24 protein-coding genes are annotated in these 23,063 nt (G+C 39.0%); 1 reads left to right on the top strand and 23 read right to left on the bottom strand.

The window, feature by feature from the left end:
* Positions 1 to 2: 2 nt before the first annotated feature.
* The 21 genes from accA to QRX23_RS03115 form a co-directional block, all read right to left on the bottom strand.
* On the bottom strand, positions 3 to 788 hold the full coding sequence (gene accA, locus QRX23_RS03215) for a carboxyltransferase subunit alpha (protein ID WP_150177485.1): 786 nt from the start codon (positions 786 to 788) through the stop codon (positions 3 to 5).
* 2 nt (positions 789 to 790) lie between these two features.
* Complete coding sequence (locus QRX23_RS03210; protein ID WP_330155903.1) at positions 791 to 1,636, bottom strand: acetyl-CoA carboxylase carboxyltransferase subunit beta; 846 nt, start codon at positions 1,634 to 1,636, stop codon at positions 791 to 793.
* Positions 1,637 to 1,646: 10 nt separating this feature from the next.
* A complete protein-coding gene (gene accC / locus QRX23_RS03205; RefSeq protein WP_002827590.1) occupies positions 1,647 to 3,023 on the bottom strand; it encodes an acetyl-CoA carboxylase biotin carboxylase subunit in 1,377 nt (458 codons plus the stop codon).
* A 2-nt stretch (positions 3,024 to 3,025) separates the two neighbouring features.
* A complete protein-coding gene (gene fabZ, locus QRX23_RS03200) occupies positions 3,026 to 3,457 on the bottom strand; it encodes a 3-hydroxyacyl-ACP dehydratase FabZ (RefSeq protein WP_002827591.1) in 432 nt (143 codons plus the stop codon).
* An 11-nt stretch (positions 3,458 to 3,468) separates the two neighbouring features.
* Entirely contained in the window at positions 3,469 to 3,933 is a 465-nt protein-coding gene (accB, locus tag QRX23_RS03195; protein WP_330155902.1) for an acetyl-CoA carboxylase biotin carboxyl carrier protein, read from the bottom strand.
* Positions 3,933 to 5,168: a beta-ketoacyl-ACP synthase II gene (fabF, locus tag QRX23_RS03190; RefSeq protein WP_002827594.1), complete on the bottom strand. Its 1,236-nt coding sequence runs from the start codon at positions 5,166 to 5,168 to the stop codon at positions 3,933 to 3,935. The genes accB and fabF overlap by 1 nt, the downstream gene beginning before the upstream one ends.
* A gap of 87 nt (positions 5,169 to 5,255) precedes the next feature.
* The gene (locus QRX23_RS03185; RefSeq protein ID WP_140837086.1) at positions 5,256 to 5,978 is read right to left on the bottom strand and encodes a 3-oxoacyl-ACP reductase family protein; all 723 of its coding nucleotides are present in this window, start codon (positions 5,976 to 5,978) and stop codon (positions 5,256 to 5,258) included.
* An 11-nt stretch (positions 5,979 to 5,989) separates the two neighbouring features.
* Positions 5,990 to 6,919, bottom strand: coding sequence for an ACP S-malonyltransferase (locus QRX23_RS03180; protein WP_330155901.1), 930 nt, complete (start codon positions 6,917 to 6,919; stop codon positions 5,990 to 5,992).
* A gap of 16 nt (positions 6,920 to 6,935) precedes the next feature.
* A complete protein-coding gene (locus tag QRX23_RS03175) occupies positions 6,936 to 7,883 on the bottom strand; it encodes a DUF561 domain-containing protein (protein ID WP_251940100.1) in 948 nt (315 codons plus the stop codon).
* Between the two features lie 30 nt (positions 7,884 to 7,913).
* Positions 7,914 to 8,153, bottom strand: coding sequence for an acyl carrier protein (locus tag QRX23_RS03170; protein WP_002827598.1), 240 nt, complete (start codon positions 8,151 to 8,153; stop codon positions 7,914 to 7,916).
* Positions 8,154 to 8,202: 49 nt separating this feature from the next.
* Entirely contained in the window at positions 8,203 to 9,174 is a 972-nt protein-coding gene (locus tag QRX23_RS03165; protein WP_002827600.1) for a beta-ketoacyl-ACP synthase III, read from the bottom strand.
* Positions 9,175 to 9,185: 11 nt separating this feature from the next.
* Positions 9,186 to 9,644 (bottom strand): MarR family winged helix-turn-helix transcriptional regulator, encoded by a 459-nt coding sequence (locus QRX23_RS03160; RefSeq protein WP_002827601.1) that lies wholly within the window; start codon positions 9,642 to 9,644, stop codon positions 9,186 to 9,188.
* A gap of 2 nt (positions 9,645 to 9,646) precedes the next feature.
* Positions 9,647 to 10,108, bottom strand: coding sequence for a 3-hydroxyacyl-ACP dehydratase FabZ (gene fabZ / locus QRX23_RS03155; RefSeq protein WP_040760323.1), 462 nt, complete (start codon positions 10,106 to 10,108; stop codon positions 9,647 to 9,649).
* A gap of 233 nt (positions 10,109 to 10,341) precedes the next feature.
* Positions 10,342 to 10,581 carry a CsbD family protein gene (locus QRX23_RS03150; RefSeq protein ID WP_251940098.1) on the bottom strand — a complete coding sequence of 80 codons (240 nt, stop codon included), beginning with the start codon at positions 10,579 to 10,581 and terminating at the stop codon, positions 10,342 to 10,344.
* A gap of 121 nt (positions 10,582 to 10,702) precedes the next feature.
* On the bottom strand, positions 10,703 to 11,998 hold the full coding sequence (gene purB, locus QRX23_RS03145) for an adenylosuccinate lyase (protein WP_330155900.1): 1,296 nt from the start codon (positions 11,996 to 11,998) through the stop codon (positions 10,703 to 10,705).
* 140 nt (positions 11,999 to 12,138) lie between these two features.
* On the bottom strand, positions 12,139 to 13,254 hold the full coding sequence (locus QRX23_RS03140; protein WP_330155899.1) for a peptidylprolyl isomerase: 1,116 nt from the start codon (positions 13,252 to 13,254) through the stop codon (positions 12,139 to 12,141).
* A gap of 69 nt (positions 13,255 to 13,323) precedes the next feature.
* Positions 13,324 to 15,792 (bottom strand): ATP-binding protein, encoded by a 2,469-nt coding sequence (locus QRX23_RS03135; RefSeq protein ID WP_140837092.1) that lies wholly within the window; start codon positions 15,790 to 15,792, stop codon positions 13,324 to 13,326.
* Entirely contained in the window at positions 15,789 to 16,874 is a 1,086-nt protein-coding gene (locus tag QRX23_RS03130; RefSeq protein ID WP_330155898.1) for a carbamoyl phosphate synthase small subunit, read from the bottom strand. Before QRX23_RS03130 ends, QRX23_RS03135 begins: the two co-directional genes overlap by 4 nt.
* Positions 16,875 to 16,937: 63 nt before the next feature.
* Positions 16,938 to 17,450: a bifunctional pyr operon transcriptional regulator/uracil phosphoribosyltransferase PyrR gene (pyrR, locus tag QRX23_RS03125; RefSeq protein ID WP_131473759.1), complete on the bottom strand. Its 513-nt coding sequence runs from the start codon at positions 17,448 to 17,450 to the stop codon at positions 16,938 to 16,940.
* A 197-nt stretch (positions 17,451 to 17,647) separates the two neighbouring features.
* Positions 17,648 to 18,562 carry an RluA family pseudouridine synthase gene (locus QRX23_RS03120; RefSeq protein ID WP_002827610.1) on the bottom strand — a complete coding sequence of 305 codons (915 nt, stop codon included), beginning with the start codon at positions 18,560 to 18,562 and terminating at the stop codon, positions 17,648 to 17,650.
* Positions 18,555 to 18,935 carry an EbsA family protein gene (locus QRX23_RS03115; RefSeq protein WP_330155897.1) on the bottom strand — a complete coding sequence of 127 codons (381 nt, stop codon included), beginning with the start codon at positions 18,933 to 18,935 and terminating at the stop codon, positions 18,555 to 18,557. The genes QRX23_RS03120 and QRX23_RS03115 overlap by 8 nt, the downstream gene beginning before the upstream one ends.
* A gap of 97 nt (positions 18,936 to 19,032) precedes the next feature.
* On the opposite strand from QRX23_RS03115, the gene QRX23_RS03110 reads away from it, so the two are divergent.
* Entirely contained in the window at positions 19,033 to 19,425 is a 393-nt protein-coding gene (locus QRX23_RS03110; protein WP_330155896.1) for a ribonuclease HI family protein, read from the top strand.
* On the opposite strand, the gene QRX23_RS03105 is transcribed toward QRX23_RS03110, so the two are convergent.
* A complete protein-coding gene (locus tag QRX23_RS03105) occupies positions 19,406 to 20,761 on the bottom strand; it encodes a Na+/H+ antiporter NhaC family protein (RefSeq protein ID WP_330155895.1) in 1,356 nt (451 codons plus the stop codon). The two genes, QRX23_RS03110 and QRX23_RS03105, sit on opposite strands and share 20 nt — an antisense overlap.
* Before the next feature lie 1,753 nt (positions 20,762 to 22,514).
* The gene (locus tag QRX23_RS03100) at positions 22,515 to 22,991 is read right to left on the bottom strand and encodes a TspO/MBR family protein (RefSeq protein WP_150222006.1); all 477 of its coding nucleotides are present in this window, start codon (positions 22,989 to 22,991) and stop codon (positions 22,515 to 22,517) included.
* Between the last annotated feature and the right edge of the window lie 72 nt (positions 22,992 to 23,063).

Genomic DNA, 23,063 nt, shown 5'->3' with positions numbered 1-23,063 from the left:
TACTAAAATTTACGAAAACGTGCGCGTCGTTGTGCAATTAACTTATCTGCTGGCATATTTGCCAACTTTTGAATTTCTTCATCCAATTTTGCACGAATTAATGAGAAGACACGTGTATGTGAACGACTTTCGGGTATGATGTACTCGATAATGTGATTATCTAACAAGTCATTTGGTGTTAGGCCCATGACTGCAGCTGCTTCATCATGTCGTTTCGCATCTTTCCACAGAATTGATGCAAAACCTTCAGGTGAAAGGACCGAATAAGTTGAATTTTGGAACATCCACACTTGATCAGTAGTTGCTAGTGCAAGTGCACCACCAGAACCACCTTCACCATAGACAATGGCAATCATAGGAACTGGCAATTTCAAACTTTCCAAAATACTTTGCGCAATCGCTTCACCTTGACCTTGATCTTCCGCAGTTTTACCTGGAAAAGCCCCTGGTGTATTGATAAAAGTAATAATCGGACGACCAAACTTCGCTGCCTGTTTCATTAAGCGCGTCGCTTTACGATAGCCATATGGCTCAGGTGAACCATTCCGTTTAGCTAACTTATCATTGATATCTGATCCTTTGTCAATCACGATAACGGTCACTGGGCGACCATTCAGGTTAGCAAGCCCGCCAATAACGCTTTGGTCATCACCAGCATAGCGATCACCATGCAGTTCAAAGAAGTCAGTAAAGACACCTGAAATAATTTCACGCGCCATAAATCGATCTTCACGTGCACGTTTCACAATTTGAACGGGTGTTAATTCACGTCTAAATAAACTTACCATGACTAACGACCTCCTTGTGGTTGATGGAATCTAACAAGTTGTGCTAAGACTTTAGGTAGTTCTTTACGCTGCACAACTGCATCAATAAATCCATTTTCCAAAACCGTTTCGGCCCGTTGAAAGTCCTTGGGTACTTTTTCGTGAATTGTCTGTTCAATCACACGTTTACCAGCAAAGCCAACTAAAGCATGCGGTTCAGCCAATGTGACATCCCCTTGCATCGCAAATGAAGCTGTCACACCACCAGTTGTTGGGTCAGTTAACACCACGAAATATGGTAATCCAGCCTCTTGATGCGCGGCAACAGCAGCAGATACTTTAGCCATCTGCATCAAGGAATTAATTCCCTCTTGCATACGAGCACCACCAGAAGCAGTGAATAGAACAACTGGTAATTCTTGCTCAGTTGCCTTTTCAAACAAACGAGTAATTTTCTCACCAGTCATTGTTCCTAGCGAACCCATCATGAAGTAAGAATCCATAATTCCTAAGGCAACGGTTTCGTCTTCAAGGACTGCTTTACCATTCAAGACTGATTCATTTAAATCAGTTTGTGATTTTGCTCGACTTAACTTTTCAGCATATCCAGGAAATTCTGGATTTTCTAATGTTAAGTCTGCGTCCCATTCCTCAAACGCCGTTGTCATCAAGTGAACACGCTCGTACGCTTGCAAACGGAACCCGTAACCACAATTTGGGCAAACACGGTGTTCGCCTAATTGTTTAGAATACAATTGTGCCCCACAATATGGACATGCTAGAAATAAACCATCTGGAATCTGAGCATCAACATGCGCGTCTTTTTTAATTTTAGGTAATTTGGCATTTGGTTTATTAAATAAATCCATTATTTGCCTCCTATTCACCTGATGTCAAACTTTTTTGCCATTTTGGTAAAAAGTCATGCTCAAGGTACTGTGTTGTAAACAAGCCCTCTGCAACAACATCATCATTTAACAACGCTTCTTGGAAATCAGCATTTGTATTGACACCATCAATAACCATTTCATCTAGAATACGTTTCATTTTAACAACTGCTTCAGCACGATCATCACCATGTACCAACAATTTTCCAATCATTGAATCGTAAAATGGTTGAATAATGTCACCAGAATAAATTGCTGAATCGATGCGAATACCAGGGCCACCAGTTGGCAAAAAGGCAAAATTAATCTTACCCGCACTTGGTGCAAAGTTACGTTCAGGCTGTTCAGCATTTAAACGTACTTCAATTGCATGACCGTTAACTTTGATGTCCGTTTGACGCAAAGTTAATGCCTCGCCGGCCGCAACCTGCACTTGCATCTTAATCAAATCAACACCAGTTACTAATTCAGTTACTGGATGTTCAACTTGGATACGAGTATTCATTTCCATAAAGTAGAAATTGCCATCATGGTCTTCCAAGAACTCCAATGTTCCAGTATTCTCATAATCCAATGCGTTAACCGCACGCGTTGCAATTGCTCCCAGTTCATCACGCATTGCTTGAGTCACGCCAACGGCTGGACTTTCTTCCATTACTTTTTGGTTATTCCGTTGTAATGAACAATTACGCTCAGGGAAGTATAGGACATTGCCTTGTTGGTCACGAATAATTTGCATCTCAATATGACGCACATTTGTCATCACCTTTTCAACGTACATGTGACCATCCCCAAAAGCAGCTTTTGCTTCACGTTGCGCATCATCAAACTTTTCAGCTAATTCATTTTCTGAATAAACAAAACGCATCCCTTTACCACCACCACCAGCAGCAGCTTTTAACAATAAAGGATAACCTATCCGTTCAGCAACTTTTTTAGCTTCACTAGCATTATGAATAAAACCTTCAGATCCCGGAATCACTGGTACACCAGCTTCACGCATTGACTCACGTGCATTCGCCTTATTTCCCATTAACTCCAAGACTTTAGGACTTGGTCCAATCCACTTGAGACCAACTGCACCAACCATTTCAGCAAAGGCTTCATTCTCTGATAAGAATCCATACCCAGGATGAATGGCTTCAGCGCCAGTCAACACAGCTGCACTCAATATGTTTTTCATATTTAGATAGCTGTCTTTTGATCTAGGACCACCAACAGCAATGGCTTCATCAGCTAATCGCACATGAAGACTATCCGCATCAGCTGAAGAATAAATAGCAACAGATTTAATGCCCATTTCCTTCAGTGTACGAATGATACGAACCGCAATCTCTCCTCGATTCGCCACTAAAACTTTTTTGAACATACTTAATCTCCAACAATAAATGTTAAGTCAGCTGTAGTGACACGCTTGCCATCTACATATGCTGTTCCCTTACCTTCACCAATAGGGCCACGTAAACGAGTTAACTTAACCTCTAATCTTACTTGGTCACCTGGACGAACCATCTTACGGAAACGTGCCTTCTTAATACCACCAAAGTAAGCTGTCTTTCCTTTATGTTCAGGCATTGACAACAAAGCAACAGCACCAGTTTGTGCTAAGGCTTCAATCGTCAAATTACCTGGAAAAGTTGGGTTATTTGGAAAATGACCCTGAAAAATCTCTTCATTGATTGTTACATTTTTAATAGCAACGGCACTTTCGCCAGGTACAAGTTCTTCTACTGTATCCAACATCAACATTGGGTAACGGTGAGGCAAAATTTCTTGAATTTGTTGTGTATTTAATACTGACATATCAAATCCTCCTAGGCATCCGGTTGAACACGGAATAATGCATGTCCGTAATCGACAACATCTTCTTCTTCAACCAAGATTTCCTTAATAACACCTGTTACTTCACTCTTCACTGGTGTCATCAGTTTCATTGCTTCAATAATTGCAACCTGTTCACCAACTTGCACATGATCACCAACTTCTTTAAAAGGAGCTGCATCAGGCTTTGGCTTCAAATAGACAGTTCCAACCAAAGGTGCTTCAACCAAGACACTGTTATCAGTACCTAAATCAGCAGTTCCCTCTGTTGCTTTCTTCTCAGAAACAGCAGTTTGTGCAGCTGTTTCGGGTTGTGTGGTTGCTGCCACAACTGGTTGAGAAATTTCATTCTTACTTAAATGTAAGCTAAAATCTTCTGATTGTAATGAAAATTCACGCAATGAGCTATTTTCTAAATCTTGCATCAATGTTCGAATTTCATCTAATTGCAAACTCATTAATTTTCACTCCACTTCTTAAAAATAATTGCTGCATTATGTCCACCAAATCCGTAATTGGCTGACAGAACATAATTTGGTGCAACATGCTTATTTTCTTCATTAACTAGGGTTACACCTGCTGTTTCAGGGTCTTGTTCAGTTAAACCAATATTCACTGGTAACTCTTCACGAACAATTGCACCAATTGCAGCAATGGCTTCAATGGCACCGGCAGCACCTAATAGGTGACCAGTCATACCCTTTGTTGAAGAAACTAGGACACCATTTTTACCAAAGACCAATTCCATTGCCTTTGACTCTGCGGCATCGTTTGCTCCGGTAGCTGTTCCGTGTGCATTAACATAGTCAATATCACTTGGTTGAATATTTGCATCTTCTAAGGCTAATTTAACTGAGCCAGCAGGACCTGAACCATCAGGAGTTGGACTTGTTAAGTGATAAGCATCAGAATTTGAACCGTAACCGACAACCTCAGCAATGATGTTGGCACCACGTGCTTGTGCATGTTCTAATGATTCAAGAATTAAGACCCCTGAACCTTCACCTAACACAAATCCGTGACGGTTAACATCAAATGGTGTTGAAGCCTTTAGTGGGTCAGATTCTGTCGACAAAGCTGTCAAAGCTGCGAATCCAGAAATTCCCATTTCATTCACTGAAGCCTCTGCACCACCTGTGATCATAACATCCATTTTACCTGATTGTACACGCCAGAAAGCCTCACCAATTGCATTGGTTGCACTGGCACAAGCTGTTGATACTGTGTAGTTAACACCTTTTGCACCATAGCGCATTGAGACATTACCAGAAACCATGTTAGGGATTGCATTAGGTACGAACATTGGACTAACACGTTGTGGTCCTTTGTCGTGCATTTTAATAACCTGTTGTTCAATCGTTGTCAAACCACCGATACCAGTTCCCATAATTACACCAAAACGGTCTGGATTATCAACACCATCAGCTAATCCAGCTTGCTCAAGTGCTTCACCAGCAGCATGAACAGCATATTGTGAAAATAGATCCATCTTACGTGATTCACGTTTACCAACGCGAGCAGAAGGATCAAAATCCTTTACTTCACCTGCAACAGTAATACCAGTCTCTGTTGCATCGAATTTAGTGATTGGCGCAATACCAACTTCACCATTAAAAATACCATTCCAAAAATCTTCAGTACTATTTCCAACAGGGGTAACAGCACCTAAACCTGTAATAACAACTCGTGTCATCTTGTTCTCCTTTATGTTTTAGCAATTTTATACGTACGAAAAAAGTAAGTAAAAATAAATAAGTGCAAAAGCGCACGTATGCGTTGCTTAAATATATAACCCACCATCGACCGTAATTGTTTGGCCGGTAATGTAATCGTTTTGAGCCAAGAAAACAGCTGTATTTGCAATTTCAGTTGCTTCACCAAAACGTTTTAATGGTACTGCTTCCAGCACTTGATTTTTCACTTTATCTGACAAGGCATTGGTCATATCTGAGACAATCATCCCTGGAGCAATGGCATTCACACGAATACCACGCATTGCGCCTTCTTTAGCTAATGACTTTGTTAACCCAACGATACCTGCCTTTGAAGCAGCATAATTAGCTTGACCAACATTTCCCATCAAACCAACAACAGAAGCCATATTAATAATCTGTCCAGTACGGGCACGCAACATTTTCTTAAAAACAGGTTGTGTCACATTAAATGTGCCATTTAAGTTTGTGTTTACAACTTGTGCGAAATCTGCTGGTTTCATCCCCATTGTGAGTTTATCATTCACAATACCAGCGTTGTTAACTAGAATGTCAATGCCTTCAATTTCAGCAAATAATCCGTCTAATGCTGTCTTTACACTAGCATCATCTGCAATATCTGCTGTGATGGCCATGGTACCTTCGCTAAATTCACCTAACACCTCTGCCTTTGGTGCAGAACGACCGTGTAAAATAACACGTGCGCCAGCATCATCAAAAGCGTGTGCAATGGCCAAACCAATACCACGAGTTGACCCTGTAACTAAAACTGTTTTCCCTTCGAGATTCATCACTTCGTCTCCTATTCTGCTGCTAACATTTCACGAACTTCTTGATACGTCTTAAAATTAGTAACCTTATAACGCTTAATATCTTTACCGACAATTTTACGAGCAAATTTATAAAGTGTATCACTTGGACCAAATTCAATTAACGTATCAACCCCATCATCTACCATCGCTTGCAATGCTTGCGCAAAGTAAGTTGGTGAAACAATTTGGTCTAACAATGTTGTTTTAACATCTGAGAATTTTTTACCAGTTGTATTTGAATAAACATCAAATGACATTGGTGAAAATGGCTCATCTGCCAAACGTGTCGTCAATTGATCGGCTGCCGATTGCATTAATGGCGTATGGAAAGGTCCTGAAACTGGTAACTCAACCAATCGTTCAATACCTGCGTCTGTCAGTGCTGCAATTGCTTCATCAACATCAGCACCTACACCACCAATAACTAATTGATTAAATGTATTATAGTTCGCTGGATAAACACGCTTACCCGCTGCTTGCAATTTGTTAATAGTTGCAATAACCAAGTCTTGATCTTCTGTCATCACAGCGACCATTTTACCTGGATTATCATCACCCGCTTGTTGCATGTATGCACCACGGTCTTTAATAATCCGCATGGCTTGATCAAAAGTTAATACATCAGCGGCGACCAAAGCACTGTATTCACCAAGGCTAAGCCCCAGCGTTGCTTGTGGTGCTGGCATGACATCCGCCAATGCGCGATAGATACCAGTACTCATTGCTAGAATTGCAGGTTGCGTGAATTTTGTCTGCTTTACATTCTCTTCATCATTAACAATAGTTGACATGATGTCATAACCTAGCACTTGGCTAGCCTCATCAATGGTTTCTTTATAAGCTGGTACTTGCTCATATAAATCAGCACCCATGCCAACCTTTTGAGCACCTTGTCCGCTCATTAAAATTCCAAGTTTCATATGTCCTCCAATATTGTTAATTCAAAAGATCTTCTGCCTGTGACCAAGTATCTTCCAAGATTTGTGCGACTGGCTTCAATTCAGTGATCAAACCAGAAACTTGTCCAGCCATGAAAGCACCAGTTGTCTTATCACCATCAATAACAGCTCGGCGTAATGAACCGTTCTCTAGATCCTCAATTGCATCAGCATCTGGCTTAGGCTTTTGAATTTCGATTCGTTCTTGCTTAACGAAATTCTTTGACATTTTTGTCTTTAGTACACGCGCACGGTTTCCCATGATTTCGCCAGTTACTAAAGTATCAATATCCTTTGCTTTGACAACTGCATTCTTAAAGTTTTCATGTACCTCTGATTCTTCAGAAGCTAGGAATCGTGTTCCCATCTGAACACCTGAAGCACCGAGCATAAAGGCGGCTGCAACACCACGACCATCTCCGATACCACCAGCTGCAATAACTGGAATATTCACAGCATCAACAACTTGAGGTACAAGCGTCATGGTTGTTAAACTACCAATATGACCACCAGATTCCATACCTTCGGCAACAACGGCATCAACACCCTTCTTTTCCATCATCTTAGCAAGACCAACTGATGGAATAACTGGGATAACTAGAATGCCGTGACTGTGCAATTCATCAATAAAAGGTGATGGATCACCTGCACCAGTGGCAACGACCTTTACACCTTCTTCAATCACAACATCAAACACTTCACGAATGTGACGTGAAAGCAACATCACGTTAACCCCAAAAGGTTTGTCCGTCACTTCACGCGCACGATGAATTTCTTCACGAACTTTGTCAGCCTTCCAGTACCCAGTTCCGATAATACCTAATCCACCAGCCTCTGAAACAGATCCAGCCAAATGACCTGTTCCAGCCCAAGCCATACCGCCTTGGATAATAGGATATTTCATGCCCAACTTTTCAAAAAGTGGATTATTTAGCTTAAAGCTCATAATATCGTCCCTTCTAACTACGTCGACTACTTAGGCGTTTACTTGTTCTGTTACCTTGTTAACCAAATCTTGTACTGTTTGAATTTCTTCAGCAACAGCAAGCTTAATATCAAATTCGTCTTCAACACGGTTCAAAACTTCGAACAAGTCAAGTGAATCTGCATCGATATCTTCACTTAAGTTTGTATCTAACTTAATTTCATCATCTTCCAAATCGAATTGGTCAACCAAGATTTCGCTTACTTTGTTAAAAATTTCTGTTTCAGTCATGTTATTTTCCTCTTTTTTGTCTTATTAATAATAAATTAGTTGTTATAAATTATAGCTGGATAATTAGCGCACCTGCAGTCAGACCACCACCAAAACCAGCTAATGCAATTTTCTGACCTTGATGAACAACGCCTGTTGCCCGTAATTCATCAAGCAAGATGCCAATACTTGCAGCACTTGTATTCCCATAGTTGACAACATTGGTTGGGAATTTATCAATCGGTTGTCCAAATCTTTTCGCAATACTTGCAATAATTCGTGCATTTGCTTGGTGTAAGACATATACATCAATATCATTTGCAGTTAATTGTGCCGTTTCTAATGCTTGAGATAAGACAGCTGGCACTTGACGTGTTGCAAAATTATAAACCTCACGCCCATTCATATGAAAGTAAGGATCAGCTGCAACGATATCACCAACGAAATGATTACTATTTCGCTGACGACCTGCCGTCAAAAACTCAGATTGATCACCGTATGTTTTTAGCGCTTCTGCTAACAGACCAGTATCTTCTACTGTTTGTTGTAACAAAACACCTGAAGCACCGTCTCCAAACAGGACTGCAGTAGACCGGTCTTCCCAATCTACTAGCTTGCTTAGTACTTCAGCACCAATTACCAAACCACGTTGATACTTGGTCGCTAGTAACTTACTAGCCATGCTAAGTGTATATACAAACCCGGAACATGCGGCCGACAAATCAAATGCAAAAGCATTCGTTGCACCAATTCGTCCTTGGACTTGTTGTGCCACACTTGGCGTTAAGTAGTCTGGTGACATTGTGCCAACAATAATAAAATCTAATTGATTTGCTGACAAATTTGCCTGTGCCAAAAGCTTTTCTGCAACAGTCGTTGCTAAATCACTCGTGCTTTCATTTGACACAATGTGTCGTTGATGAATACCTGTGCGAGAGTGTATCCACTCGTCTGACGTATCCATAAACGTTGCTAATTCATCGTTTGTGACGACACGCTCAGGCACCACGTGGGCAGACTCAACAATTGTAAATCGTTCCATAATGTCCTCAATTAAAACTGTATTAGCTCACGAAGATAATCTTGTAAATCACTAACGGCTTTTTCAACCGCAGGTGCTTCACCTTCCTCTAATGAATCAAACAATGAATGGGCCATACCTCGATGAAATGCTTCATGGGCACGAAAAACCGTACGACCCTTGTGCGTCAATCCAATGCGAACCACACGTCGATCTTTCGTATCACGCGTACGAACGACATAACCCTTTTTTTCAAGCTTATCAATTACACTAGTCATTGCACTAGGTGTTAAATGCATCGTTTGAGCTAATTGGGATGCCGTCCGCGTATCATACATAGTAATCGCCGCAATCGTATGCATATCTTTAATAGAAATATCCTTAAAGCGTGATTTGCGCAATGAGGCTTCCTCAATCCACATCACATTATTGAAGACATCTACTAATGACTCATTCATTTTTTCAAAAGAATCCTCTTCATGTGCGGTCATACTTATTTCTCCGTGTCACTAGCTGACTTGTCTTCAGGTGAAACGACAAACATTAGTTCAGCGCTAGTAGCTAATTTACCATCAACTACTGCCTTAACTTTTACTGTTCCCATATTTTCACGTAGGTTACCAAATTCAACATGCAACTTCACTGTATCGCCTGGCTTAACCATTCTCTTAAACTTGGCATTATCAATACCAGTCATATAAGCTGTTTTACCAACAAATTGTGGTGATGATAAAATCAAGATTGAAGCCGCTTGTGCCAGTGATTCAATAATTAGAACGCCTGGCATAACTGGATTACCTGGAAAATGTCCTTGGAAAAATTGTTCATTAATTGTTACATTTTTTGTTGCAATTAATGATTCCCCTGGGGTCATTTCATCAACATAATCCATATACAAGATGGGATAACGATTTGGAATTAAATCCATAATCTCTGTCGTAGATAGAACTGCCACAGTCGTGCTCCTTCCAAAATTTATTTCGAACATCGAAATATTCGATATTCAAATGTTATTGCTTTTTGGCATAAATGTCAACTTATTATACAGATTAATCGAATTTATCTAATATTTCATTAAAATTATCGCTATCAAATCAAGCCGCTATAATTAATTTTCTAACAAAAAACGACCAAGACAAACATCATTGTCTTGACCGCTGTACTTTTAAATTTATTATTGGTAAATTATTACTTCTTGAACTTTGACTTCAGATCATCAACTGCATCTTCTGCCTTATCCTTAAGGTTTTCGGCTGAATCTTCAACCTTATCTTTTGCATCTCCGAAAAGGCCACGTGCTTTACCAGCTAACCCTTGTGCTTTTCCTTCAGCTTCTAACTTTTCGTCATCGGAAACAACACCAGCAACTTCCTTCGCCTTACCAGAAACTTCATCAACTTTACCTTTTACATCATCTTCTACTGCCATAAATATAATCCCCCGTTTCTATATTTTCTCTATAATAACTGGTATTCGCAAAAGGTGCAAATAATATCTATTAAACAATAAAATTAATAACAAATTAAGCTAAAGCAATACAAATATTTCCTTATAGCAAACCTAGACGCTTATAGATATCATCAACGTGCTTAAGGTGCCAATGGTAATCAAATGCATCATCTACCTCTGCAGGCGTTAAGTTGGCTTGAATTGTTTCATCAGCGTCTACCAATTCACGGAATTGTAACTGATTATCCCAAGACTGGGCCGTTAATGGTTGAACTGTATCGTATGCTGCCTCTCGTGACAATCCCGCATCAACTAATTTCAATAGTAAACGTTGTGAATAAATCAACCCATATGTGCGCGTCATATTATTCTTCATCGTTTCTGGGAAAACCTGCAAATTGCGTAAAATATTTGTCAAACGATGTAACATATAATCTAGAACGGTTGTGCCATCAACGAGAATGATTCGTTCGGCACTAGAGTGTGAAATATCACGCTCATGCCACAATGTCACATCTTCGAGTGCAGTAACTGCATATCCTCGTAAGACACGTGATAAACCAACGACATTTTCAGATCCAATCGGATTACGTTTATGAGGCATCGCTGATGATCCCTTTTGACCACCACGGAAACCTTCTTCAACTTCATGAATTTCTGAACGTTGTAAGCCACGAATCTCTGTTGCCAGTTCTTCTAAATTAGCACCAATTACAGCAATCGTTGTCATATAATCGGCATGTAAGTCACGCGGTAATACTTGTGAACCAATTGGTTGTGGGGTTAATTCCAATTCTTTCATCGCCACTTCTTCAACTTGCGGTGGAATATTTGCAAAGGTTCCCACAGCACCTGAAAGTTTTCCGGTTTCAATAGCTGCAGCAACGCGATCAAAACGTTCGATATTACGTACAGCTGCTTGGTAGAATCGAGCCATTTTCAATCCAAAGGTCGTTGGCTCAGCATGGACACCATGAGTACGTCCCATCATAACCGTATCTTTATATTTTAAAGCCAACTCTGCTAACGTTGCTTTCAGTTCCTGCAAATCATCCTTAATGACCTGATTAGCTTGGCGTAATCTCAAAGCCTGTGCGGTATCAACAACATCTGTTGAAGTTAATCCATAATGAATCCACTTCCGCTCCTCACCTAATGATTCTGAAACATTTCTGGTAAAAGCAACGACATCATGACGCGTTGACTGTTCAATTTCTGCAATACGTGCAACATCAAATTTTGCATTTGCACGAATGGCAGCTAAGTCGTCTGCTGGCACATGCCCAACTGAGACCCAACCGGCAGTAGCGGCAATTTCAACATCTAACCATGACTGGTATTGATTTTCAAGCGACCAAATACGTCCCATTTCTGGGCGTGTGTAACGATCAAGCATCCTTTTTAACCTCTTATTCCCTTTCGAAAAGCCGAACAAATTATTATATCCAACAACTATTGTAACGTAAATCCGAATTTCTTTCAGCATTTTATCAAATAAAAAAACTACAGAAAAAAATCTGTAGTTTTTATGATTAACTAATTGCTACTTTCCGAACTAGCACTTGATGAAGAACTTGAGCTATCTGACGATGCTGATGAACTTGATGAAGAGCTAGATGAAGAGCTTGAAGATGCTTCCGATGAAGAACTTGAGCTATCTGACGATGCTGATGAACTTGATGAAGAGCTAGATGAAGAGCTTGAAGATGCTTCCGATGAAGAACTTGAACTCTCAGAAGATGAACTACTCTTTGCAGTCTTTGCAGTTGCGGCAGCTTGTGTATACGTAGACAAAACATTTTGTAATGTTGAATCCTTAATATTCACATTGGCCTTACCCAATTCTTCACCAACAATTGCTTGAACTTCAGTCGTATCTGACATTGTCTTTTCAACCAAGATACTCTTCATTTTTGACTTCAAAGCACTAAATGACTTCTTATCACTCTTTGAGTCCATCTTAATAATAAAGTATCCTTGCGATGATGTTGATTTTACAGGTGTCTTTGTATATTCACCCTTCTTCAACTTGAAAGCAGCTGTTTTGAAATCATCTTCAAGATTTGTATCAGTTGAATCAAAACTAGTCATCTTACCACCATTTTTCTTGGTATTGGTATCGATTGACTTTTCTTTTGCTAACTTAGCAAAGTCACCACCTTTATCAAGTTGTGTAATAATCTTTTTCGCATCATCCTCTGATGAAGTCAAAATAACTGATACACTAACCTTTGGTTGATATTCTTTGTAAGCTTTATGCAATTGCTTATTTGAATAATGCTTATCAGCAATTACTGCTTGCTTTTCCAAAGCTTGTATACGCAATGAATCACGGAAACTATCCTCCGTCATACCATTTTGTGACAAAACTTGTGAGAATTGTGAACCATACTGTGACTTAGCGTCATTGTATTGTGATTCAATAGATTTCTTTGAAACTTTATCTCCATATTTCTTATCCAAAACCTTTTGAATAATCATATTGGCCAATTCCTTTTGTCCTTCAGGAGAGCTTTTTAATTTTTTGTAATATTCAGCTTGTGAAACATTACCTGCATCGGTCGTTACGAGTGACTTTGGGCCAATTCCCCAAGCAGCCAACCCAACACCCGCCGCAATTACGACGAGCACGCCTAATACTTTTTTCCACATCGGTAGTGCCTTCTTTCTCGAAATTTTTAATTCAACTTGTCTAGTTTATCATATAAACACAATTGATACTTAAATTATACGGTAAGTTGCCCCAATCGCATAACGACCATTGTCTAATTCTTCATCAATTTCCATATGTTCAGCAAAATCAGCATCCCAATACTCGAGTTGTGCTCTGGGAACTCGCCAGGTCAACGACTTCAGTTGCGCTAAAAATTGTTGTTCTGAATAAGTTTGCCGATTTAGCATATAACGAATTACCAATCGTAACCAGTCTATGCCCGTTACCTTATCCAAAAAAGCGACCATTGTAAATGGCATTGGTCGTACAATCATTGCTGGATTTTCATCATAACTTGGTAATGGATTAATGATCAATTGATACAATCCTGGTGTCTCAGAGCTCATTTGTGGTCGCGGTAACCTTTCCCATAATTCTTCTGACATTAACGATTGATCTAAAATGATACCTTGATTACTTTGATAGCCTAACCCAATTAAGTAAATCGTTTGCCCATCATAAAAATAATTAATCACGATATGTGGTAAATCATCTTTCATACTACTTGGTAAATATTTTTCTTTAGCAATTACCTGAACGTTAATCCCATTCTGGCGTAAACTATTGATCAATTTGATTCGATTACCAGGGACGAATACTTGGGTTGGCTGTTCAATTTCAATCACATTCATGACATCAGAAATTTCTAAAGGCTCATAATATTTTTTACTACCCAACTGTGACATAAACATTAAATCAGTTGGATTGTTATTCATGAGAATAGTGTCAATATTCTGACTTTGCAGTTCTTTGACGACCATTGCCATCACATAGGACGCTGCTGCACCATCTCCTAGGCGGAATCCACCAGAACCAATAACCAATACCGACCGTCGTCCCAATCGATTACTTTCATTTTCTGATTCGAAGGTTGAATAATACTGATTAGCTGCCTCTTCGAATTCACCTGCTGATGGCTCGAACGCCTTAAACGTTGGCAAAATACCATTATCCCATCGGTAACGACGGACTTCCTCAAACTTTGCATGCCATAAACGGGCAATCAATCCATCTGACAAGCCGTAATACTTTGCCAATTTTAAAACATCCGTTTGCCAAGCGTTATTTTTTACAGTTTCTTCTAATTTATTAATCTGATCTAATTTATAGAAGTAAAAGGCATTAATTTTTGTTAATTCTGCCAATTCATCAACTGTATATCCTCTTCGCAATGCTTCCATCAGCACAAAAATACGGTTATCTCGGGGGTGAATCAACTGTTCAATTATTTCGTTATCTGTTAGCGCATTCATCACAGTCGGTGAAAAATTTCGGTTATTAAAATGCGCAGCACGGATAGCCTTTTCTAAGGCTTCCTCAACGCTTCTTCCAACACCCATCGTCGCACCGACTGATTTTTGGACTGTATTCAGTCGATGCTCTGTTTTCACACCATTTGACTCAAAATCACCAAATGAAAAAATAGGAAAACGAATCACGATATGATCCATCGTTGGCTCCAATAATGCTGTATGATTGGCACCGATAACTGGTGTTTTAACATCCTCAAGATTTTCACCCAGCATTAATCGAATAACCACTGGCACCAAAGGATAACCTGTTGCGGCTACTAATAATGCGGCCGTCCGATCAAAATAAGGTGTCACACGAGTAATAATATACTCATTATTCTTTGGATCAACAGCAAAACGGACTTCTAATAGGCCCACAACATCAAATCCCCGAATAACTGTAAATGCCGCTGCACGTAATTTTTGGTACACGGGATCGGGTAATGTTTGAATTGGTGTAATGGCAATTGAATCCGCTGAATGAATTCCAACCGGATCCATATCCTCAACACCACCGATTAAAATCGTTGAATCACTTTTATCGCGAATAACTAACATAGAAATTTCTTGATAGCCACGAATACTCTTGTCAATATTCACTTGATGGGTAATTGAGCGACTAAGTGCGGTTTCTGCTGCCTCTTCTAAATCATCTGTATCTTCAACCTGTAGTCGCAATGTCTGACCCATTGGCGCAACTGGCCGAATAACAACAGGCAACTCAAAATCTCTAGCTGCATCGAAAATTTCATTCAAATTACTAGCAAGGCGTGACTGTACCGTTGGAATTTTTAACTGGGTCAAACGTTCATGCAAATATTTTGTATTCTGGGTTGCTTGCATCACTGGCAATGATAATCCCAAAACGGTTGGGGCACCATTTCCCATTAGTTTAAGAATGTCTGCCCCCAGGCGAATCGCTGTTGAACCACCAACCGAAGTAATCATGGCTGTGATATGCTCATCATTAATAATTTTAATTAGGTTTTCAACGGTCAATGTTTGTTCAATCACTTGAATATCATGCCGTGCACTGGTAAAAGAGTATGGATTGTCATCAACAACCACCACTTCATGCCCATATTGCTTTAGGGCATGAACAACCTGATAAGCAGCAACATCACCCTCAGTTTCTCGGCCAAAATCGTTAGCAGAACCACCAATGATTAAGACTCGTTCTGTCATATCGTTCCACCTCCTCGACGTGCCATCACCATTTCCATAAACTCAGCAAATGCCTGAGTCTCTTCTAATGGTCCTGGTGCCGCATCTGGAAAAAATTGTACGCTAAATGCTGGGTAATCTCGATGCCGTAACCCTTGAATCTGGTTATCAGTAATGTCAATATGGGTCACAAATAAAGGTGTATTCTTAATCGACTCACTATCCACATAATATGCCTGACCTTGGGTAGCAAACATAATATCTTTGGTAATCTGCTCACGAATAGGATGATTCATCCCATGATGGGCTGATGCAAGTTCACCGACCTTAGCACCATTAGCTATTGCAAATAATTCATGACCTAGCCCAATACCAAATAATGGTATGCGTTTTTCAAACTCGCGAATAATATCTAATGCTGTCTCAGGAACTTGCCCTGGATCACCCGGCCCCGATGAAATGACAATACCATCAGGATCAAGATTAGCAACTTCATCGATTGTGGCAGAAAAAGGTAATACTGTAACATTTGCATCAAAATCGCTGAGCATCCGTAAAATACCACTTTTAAGGCCAAAATCCAATACAACAACATTTGCTCCACGCCCGGGATTAGCATATGCTTTGGGCGTCGAAATTTGTGCAATTTGTTGATTTGTCAACACCATCGCCCGTAATTGATCAAAAGCATGATCATCCGGTTGGTCAACAATTGATGCTTTTTGCACACCTGTTTCCCGTAAATGACGCGTCAAGGCACGCGTATCAATTTGTGAAATTCCTGGAATATTGTGCCTTTTTAAGTAATCATTTAAACTCAGCGCTTGTAGTCGATTGGTCGAAATTTCTGCAATTTCACGTACAACAACCCCTTTTACTGCGGGCACAATTGATTCATCCGCATAGTGATTAATGCCGGCTGCCCCAATCGTTGGTGCAGTGAACATCACAATTTGATTGTAATAAATTGGATTAGTAATAATCTCCTGATAACCAGTCATAGCCGTATTAAAAACTAACTCACCAAAAGTTGTTGCAGGTGCCCCAAAAGCTTCACCAGCATACACAGTGCCATCTTGTAAAATTAAATAACGTGTTGTCATGACGTAGATCTCGTTTAACAGTTTTGCTAAACGATCCCTCCTTCCCGTCTAACCGTTGAAAAATTAACGAATTTCTATACCATCCATGCCATCAAATTCTTTCATGTTTACACGAATTTTTTCAGAAGTCGCTGTTGGAATATTTTTGCCCACAAAATCAGCACGAATTGGTAATTCACGGTGTCCTCGATCAACCAAAACTGCTAAATTAACGGCTGCTGGTCGTCCGTTATCCATAATGGCATCTAAGGCCGCACGAATTGTTCGCCCAGTAAAAAGGACATCATCAACTAAAATAATTCGTTTATTATCAATATCAACATTGAATGATGATTTTTCACCGGTGCCATCTGTATCATCATCACGGTAATGTGTAATATCAAGAGGTATAACGGGAATTGTTGCACCTTCTAATTGTTGAAGACGTTCTGCAATACGTTGACCAATAAATACACCACGTGTCTTGATGCCAACAATCACAAGATTGGCAACACCCTTATTTTTTTCGATAATCTCATATGTAATTCTTGTGAGTGCTCGCTGCATTGCCATTGCGTCAACAATTTCTTTTGCCATAATTTATTCCTTTTCTCTAGTTGATTTCAGTTAATAAATAAAAAGAGACACTACCTCCTCTAAAAAGGGTAACGTCTCGTTCATTATGTTTACCACGCTACCTCCTAATAACCTCACAGGATTACTTTAAGAAAGTTACAATTTTCATTTCGTTTATCTAAAACTATTTTAGCATGTTCAACGTTATTTGCGTACTATCAGTTGTTTTCTTCCGCATATGGTTGTAATTGTGCTAATGTTTCAACAAAATATTGTGGTAATGGTGCTTCAAATGTTAATTCTTTTTTAGTTGTTGGTTGTGTTAACCCTAATGTCGCAGCGTGTAAGAATTGACCATTACCAGCAAGGGTCTTCTTTGGGCCATACAATGGATCGCCAGCCACTGGATGACCGATATAGGCCATGTGTACGCGAATTTGATGTGTACGTCCTGTTTCTAGCGTTACTCGTAACAAGGTATACCCGACATATCTCTTCACGACCTCAAAATGAGTAACTGCATCTCGACCACCAGCAATCACTGCTTGTTTCTTACGATCTGTCTTCGAACGTCCTAATGGCGCTTTAATGGTCCCCTTATTCTCAGAAAACTCACCATGCACTAGCGCATAATATTGACGCAGATTTTTCTTGTCTTTTAAATCTGCGGATAAAGCTTCGTGAGCCTGATCATTTTTGGCTACCATCAACAAACCTGATGTATCTTTATCAATGCGGTGAACAATTCCTGGCCGAATGACACCATTAATTGATGACAATTCAGTATGATACATCAATGCATTAACTAACGTGCCATTTGGATGGCCAGCAGCAGGATGAACCACCATCCCCTGTGGCTTGTTGACAACCAATAAATCATCATCTTCATAGACAATATCCAAAGGCAAGTTCTCTGGCTTAATATCCAAAACAACTGGTTCTGGTACAACAAACGAAATCACGTCACCAGCATGCACTTTATACTTTGCCTTCTTAGTTTCGCCGTTAACTGTTAAAATACCATCATCAATCCATTTTGACATTTGTGTTCGCGTGTAATCCGTGAATGCCTCTGCAACAACTTTATCCAAACGGCCTTCTTGGTCTGTAATTGTTAGTGATTCCTCAGTCATTTGTTTGTCCTTCAATTTCTTTTTTTAAGTTGTTTAAAAAGCGTTGATTCATCCAAAAGCTATAGTGCTCACCATCATAACTAAATAAAATCGTTCGTTTTGTAAATTGCACATGTGCCATTTCAGAAAAGCGAAACTTATCCGTATGCACCCCAAACATAGGTAAAATCCATAGGGCTTCTTGGGTTAGCGCAACTCTGCGTCTAAAATAAGTCAATAATGCAATCGCAATAAAGGCAGCCACTGCCCCGTATGTCCATACATTAAGGTGTGTTACCTCTAATTGCATAATGAGGCCAAACAAGGCAATCATTAGAATCCACAGCCAGTTAACCCAGCCGATCAGGCCAGCTGGTTGATAATATCCCTTCATTCTTATGTCCTTTCTGATTTACCAAATAATCAAAGCGTTTGTAAATCATCTGAGAATGTCCCTACCGTCTAGTATAATGAAATTGGAGGTACTTGTCATGTTAATCAAAGTTTACTCAGATGCAGCTAGTCAAGGAAATCCTGGTAATAGTGGTGCTGGGCTTGTCATTCTATATAATTGTCAGCAAATTCAGCAGCATCGCTATCTAGGAAACATGTCAAATCATGAGGCCGAATTTGCAGCTGCTATTTGGGCTTTTCAAGTTTTAGCCACTCTCAGCAATGAAACTGATACGATCATGTATTATGCAGATTCAAAGATTGTTATCGATAGCATCCATAAACGCTATGCGAAACATTTCGGACCGCAATTAGCGCAGTTACTAACTTACTATGACCGTTATCACCTAATCATTGCGACATGGCTGCCGGAAAAGCAAAACCATGGTGCCCACCAACTTGCATGGCAAGCTATTCATCATCAACATTAAGTTGACCAATACCTGTCCACGCACTGACTAATGAGCAGATTGGTGATAGCAGGGCAAAAAACGTAAACGGTGCAAACGTTGTTACCGAAACACCCAATGTCTGTGCAGCAAAACTTCCTGCCACACCCCAAGGTACCAAATAATTAATAACCGTACCTGAATCTTCCAACGTTCTCCCTAGTGTTAATCGATTAATACTTAAGCGAGTAAACGTATCATGCCAAAGTTGTCCAGGTAAAATGGTTGCTAAATATTGTTCACCAATTAAAAAGTTAGCGGAAATACCAGTCAATAACGTACCAGTAATCACACCAGCTTTCGTTTTAATACGATTAACTAACGGTGTCATAACTGATTTTAAGACACCCTGTTCTGTTAATAATCCACCTAATGCTAATGCCAACATAATAATTATGACCGTGGGCATCATGGCAAGCATCCCCCCACGATTCAATAATGCTACTAATAACTTGTTATGGATGGCTGTTTTTGACCCGTTCATAATGACATCTGACAATTGTTGCAAGTTATGGTTCACCATAAACATGCTGCCAGTCACAGCAATATTAACCAATAACGTTGGAATTGCCGGAATATGTCGCCATGCCATGATAAATAACAATGCAATTGGAATGACTGACCACCAAGTGGGAGATAATAAGCCAGCCAATTTTTGTAAATCGTTCACACTACCCTTAATTGTCTGTTGTTGATTTAATATCGTAAAGATCACTAATGACCCCACTAGCGCTGGAATTGTCGTCCACATCATGTTCTTAATGTGCGCAAATAAGTCTGTGCCTGCAATCGACGATGCTAGATTTGTTGAATCTGATAATGGTGAACTTTTATCACCAAAGATTGCGCCTGATAATACTGCACCAGCTACCACACCCGGATCAAATCCGATGGCTGTTCCAACGCCCATTAATGCTACCCCGACTGTTGCCAATGTTGTGAAAGCAGACCCAATCATTGTACCCATTAAGCCCATAATCAATAGCGCGCTTGACAGAAACCACTGCACATTGGCAATTTTCAAACCGACCCACAATAAAGATGGAATGGTATTGGTTCCCATCCATAGGCCAATCAGCATACCAATGAGCAAAAATAGGAATAATGGTGCCAATGCAGTTTTAATCCCTTTTAATAACTGATCTTGAATTGTTTGCCAAGTGGTCCTACGAATCCTGGCAAATACCATGACAACAATAATACTAATAACTAATGGTACATTGGGGGATAAACCAAACCCAAGAATACTCCAACTAAAAATGAAAATTAATACTAATAATATTGAAAGACTTTGTTTAAATGTCATTGTTTTAACCATATCGAACTTCTCCTCTAATTAAATGAAATAATTTTTTGTTTCAACATGTTATTCCTAAATAAGTTGATAATTGATAACGGTTAAGTCCTCCGACATGTCCGGTATGCTTTAGTACCCCATTGTTTTTTGCTCCTCTCTGCATAAAAAAGTCCCAGCGACAAGGTTTTTAACCTATCACTGGGACGAAATTTTTCCGCGGTACCACCCAAAAATTAGTTGGTCACTGCGGATCAACTCTCTTAAGTTTATTTAACTGTTTCAAATAGTTCAGTTACTCCACCTGCGCTACTCACAGCTCCCGTAGCTTCTCTGACATACAATGAAGTATCCTACCAATATCCGCTATTTTACGCATCGATTAAGTCTTTGTCAACCTCAATTCAAAAACGCACAAAAAAGCCGTCACACAGGCATTTAGCGCTATGCAACGGCATTTGTAGGAATTTGCAATTAAGCAAGTCCGTATTTCTTGTTAAACTTTAAGAATGCTTTTGTATCAACAGTTTCAGCATAAATAGTTCCCTACTAGTTCCCAACAAGACAAAATCCCACTAAACTATTCGATTAGAATAACTTAGCGAGATTTTTTTGTGACACTTCTTGATAAGAGAAAATCACGTGAAGTAAAAACAAACTGATATTTTGAAAGGCTAAATTGCTTTAAAATATCAATTTGAACGTAAAGACCAACAGTAGGTTTGGTAAAAGTAAGATTGATATTTACATCACAATGTTAACATAAATTCGATTAAAAAGCGTATTGTGAATGACCATAAATATCTATATTAATAGTTACTAAATGCACAAAAATGTAGTCTACATTAAAAATCATCGTCTTATCCATACCACAATAAAGCTGTAAAAAATCCCCACTAAGCAAAGCATATACTCTGTTCAGCGGGGATTTTAATAAACGTTCTATCCTAGTTACAAAGAACTAATAAGATGAGATAAAACAAAACCTGTAATACGTAAAGTCAAGGAGCTTTAAAGGAATTTCAATAAGATAATTAGCAGACAATACTGACTACCAAATACCTACGTATCCATTCTAGCACAATGCTTTAAAGTACAAGAAAAAAAGCTACCAGTCATATAAACTGGTAGCTTAAACCATGAGATTTTTAAACTGAGATAGGCATGAAAATACATGGTTCACAATAGTCATATGCCTCGATCAACAAATAACTATTCATAGAGATAATTCAAAGTAGTCAGTCAGACAACCATTACATTCTACGTAAAAATTATAACATATTTTTAAAAATCCAGCCAAGTCATTCCCTTAGAATAACCTAGCTGGATTTTCCATGACATCCTTTAAGAGGAAGATATCACGTCAAGGAAGAGCAAAAATGAAATCCTAGAAGGGTTACTAACTTCAAAAACATCAATTTGCTTGCAAACACCAAGAGTAGAGTTGATATTTACACCGTAACTATATCACAAATTTTGTTAAAAATCTTATTGTTAACTATAATTAGTTTGTAATATATGTATCTCTTCCCACAACCGTCAAAGAAAGGAAAGAGAAATAAGTGTAGCCATAAGTACATATAAACACTACTTTGGTTTAACCCCCAAGTGCACTTCATCATCATAGCACAAAAAAAGCCACTAGTCGCAATGACCAGTGGTTTTAATTTGACTTGCCAGTTGTTGTTTTAACTTTTGAAGTTGCCGAGAGAATAAGTCATCGAGCCATCTATATTCTATCAAAAATTTTTGACAAATTAAAAGTCTGTTAAACCATTTAATCGAATAACCTGTTCAGCCAGAAAACACCAAGTGATAGGTATGAAGCAAATATTAACCAGATTAAATACGGAACTAATAACCACTTTATTTTTCGATAATCAATAAATAACATAAATATAACTATTATATCCATAATAGAAATCATAAATGTCGCTAATAAGTAGTTCGAAAAGGCAAAAAATATAATTGTCCATGAAATATTTAAAACCAATTGAATATACGTTAATAAGTATAATTTGGTTCTATTAAGTCTAAGAGAGGCAAGATTAGATAAATAAATACCAATAAATATATACAATACAGTCCACACTGGACCAAAAAGCCAACTAGGCGGAGAAAAAGGAGGTAATCTAAGAGTCGCATATATACTAGCTATGTCTACCCCTTTTATCCATTCAACGCTAAACGCTGAAAACCCTCCAAAAAGTATTATTATTATCGAACTAACTATTCCCTTTACCACTTTATTCATATATTTACACCTCATAATAATTTAATTCATATATTTAGGCAACAAAACTAATATTATCAAAATTTATGATAC

It is taken from the genome of Weissella paramesenteroides, from assembly GCF_036327715.1.
GTDB classification, from domain to species: Bacteria; Bacillota; Bacilli; order Lactobacillales; family Lactobacillaceae; genus Weissella; species Weissella paramesenteroides.
The sequence above is the reverse complement of the archived record's forward strand: the minus strand, read 5'-3'. Positions and strand labels throughout refer to the sequence as shown.

What these genes read in the sequence shown, in the direction of transcription:
- fabF (WP_002827594.1), bottom strand. Translation starts at nt 5,168, where the DNA reads ATGACACGAGTTGTTATTACAGGTTTAGGTGCTGTTACCCCTGTTGGA.
- QRX23_RS03140 (WP_330155899.1), bottom strand. Translation starts at nt 13,254, where the DNA reads ATGTGGAAAAAAGTATTAGGCGTGCTCGTCGTAATTGCGGCGGGTGTT.
- QRX23_RS03150 (WP_251940098.1), bottom strand. Translation starts at nt 10,581, where the DNA reads ATGGCAGTAGAAGATGATGTAAAAGGTAAAGTTGATGAAGTTTCTGGT.
- fabZ (WP_002827591.1), bottom strand. Translation starts at nt 3,457, where the DNA reads ATGTCAGTATTAAATACACAACAAATTCAAGAAATTTTGCCTCACCGT.
- QRX23_RS03165 (WP_002827600.1), bottom strand. Translation starts at nt 9,174, where the DNA reads ATGGAACGATTTACAATTGTTGAGTCTGCCCACGTGGTGCCTGAGCGT.
- QRX23_RS03210 (WP_330155903.1), bottom strand. Translation starts at nt 1,636, where the DNA reads ATGGATTTATTTAATAAACCAAATGCCAAATTACCTAAAATTAAAAAA.
- QRX23_RS03120 (WP_002827610.1), bottom strand. Translation starts at nt 18,562, where the DNA reads ATGACTGAGGAATCACTAACAATTACAGACCAAGAAGGCCGTTTGGAT.
- purB (WP_330155900.1), bottom strand. Translation starts at nt 11,998, where the DNA reads ATGCTTGATCGTTACACACGCCCAGAAATGGGACGTATTTGGTCGCTT.
- QRX23_RS03135 (WP_140837092.1), bottom strand. Translation starts at nt 15,792, where the DNA reads ATGACAGAACGAGTCTTAATCATTGGTGGTTCTGCTAACGATTTTGGC.
- QRX23_RS03100 (WP_150222006.1), bottom strand. Translation starts at nt 22,991, where the DNA reads ATGAATAAAGTGGTAAAGGGAATAGTTAGTTCGATAATAATAATACTT.
- QRX23_RS03180 (WP_330155901.1), bottom strand. Translation starts at nt 6,919, where the DNA reads ATGAAACTTGGAATTTTAATGAGCGGACAAGGTGCTCAAAAGGTTGGC.
- accC (WP_002827590.1), bottom strand. Translation starts at nt 3,023, where the DNA reads ATGTTCAAAAAAGTTTTAGTGGCGAATCGAGGAGAGATTGCGGTTCGT.
- QRX23_RS03185 (WP_140837086.1), bottom strand. Translation starts at nt 5,978, where the DNA reads ATGAATCTCGAAGGGAAAACAGTTTTAGTTACAGGGTCAACTCGTGGT.
- QRX23_RS03105 (WP_330155895.1), bottom strand. Translation starts at nt 20,761, where the DNA reads ATGGTTAAAACAATGACATTTAAACAAAGTCTTTCAATATTATTAGTA.
- QRX23_RS03130 (WP_330155898.1), bottom strand. Translation starts at nt 16,874, where the DNA reads ATGACAACACGTTATTTAATTTTACAAGATGGCACTGTGTATGCTGGT.
- QRX23_RS03110 (WP_330155896.1), top strand. Translation starts at nt 19,033, where the DNA reads ATGTTAATCAAAGTTTACTCAGATGCAGCTAGTCAAGGAAATCCTGGT.
- QRX23_RS03115 (WP_330155897.1), bottom strand. Translation starts at nt 18,935, where the DNA reads ATGAAGGGATATTATCAACCAGCTGGCCTGATCGGCTGGGTTAACTGG.
- pyrR (WP_131473759.1), bottom strand. Translation starts at nt 17,450, where the DNA reads ATGGCAAAAGAAATTGTTGACGCAATGGCAATGCAGCGAGCACTCACA.
- QRX23_RS03160 (WP_002827601.1), bottom strand. Translation starts at nt 9,644, where the DNA reads ATGACCGCACATGAAGAGGATTCTTTTGAAAAAATGAATGAGTCATTA.
- QRX23_RS03170 (WP_002827598.1), bottom strand. Translation starts at nt 8,153, where the DNA reads ATGACTGAAACAGAAATTTTTAACAAAGTAAGCGAAATCTTGGTTGAC.
- QRX23_RS03175 (WP_251940100.1), bottom strand. Translation starts at nt 7,883, where the DNA reads ATGAGCTTTAAGCTAAATAATCCACTTTTTGAAAAGTTGGGCATGAAA.
- accA (WP_150177485.1), bottom strand. Translation starts at nt 788, where the DNA reads ATGGTAAGTTTATTTAGACGTGAATTAACACCCGTTCAAATTGTGAAA.
- accB (WP_330155902.1), bottom strand. Translation starts at nt 3,933, where the DNA reads ATGAGTTTGCAATTAGATGAAATTCGAACATTGATGCAAGATTTAGAA.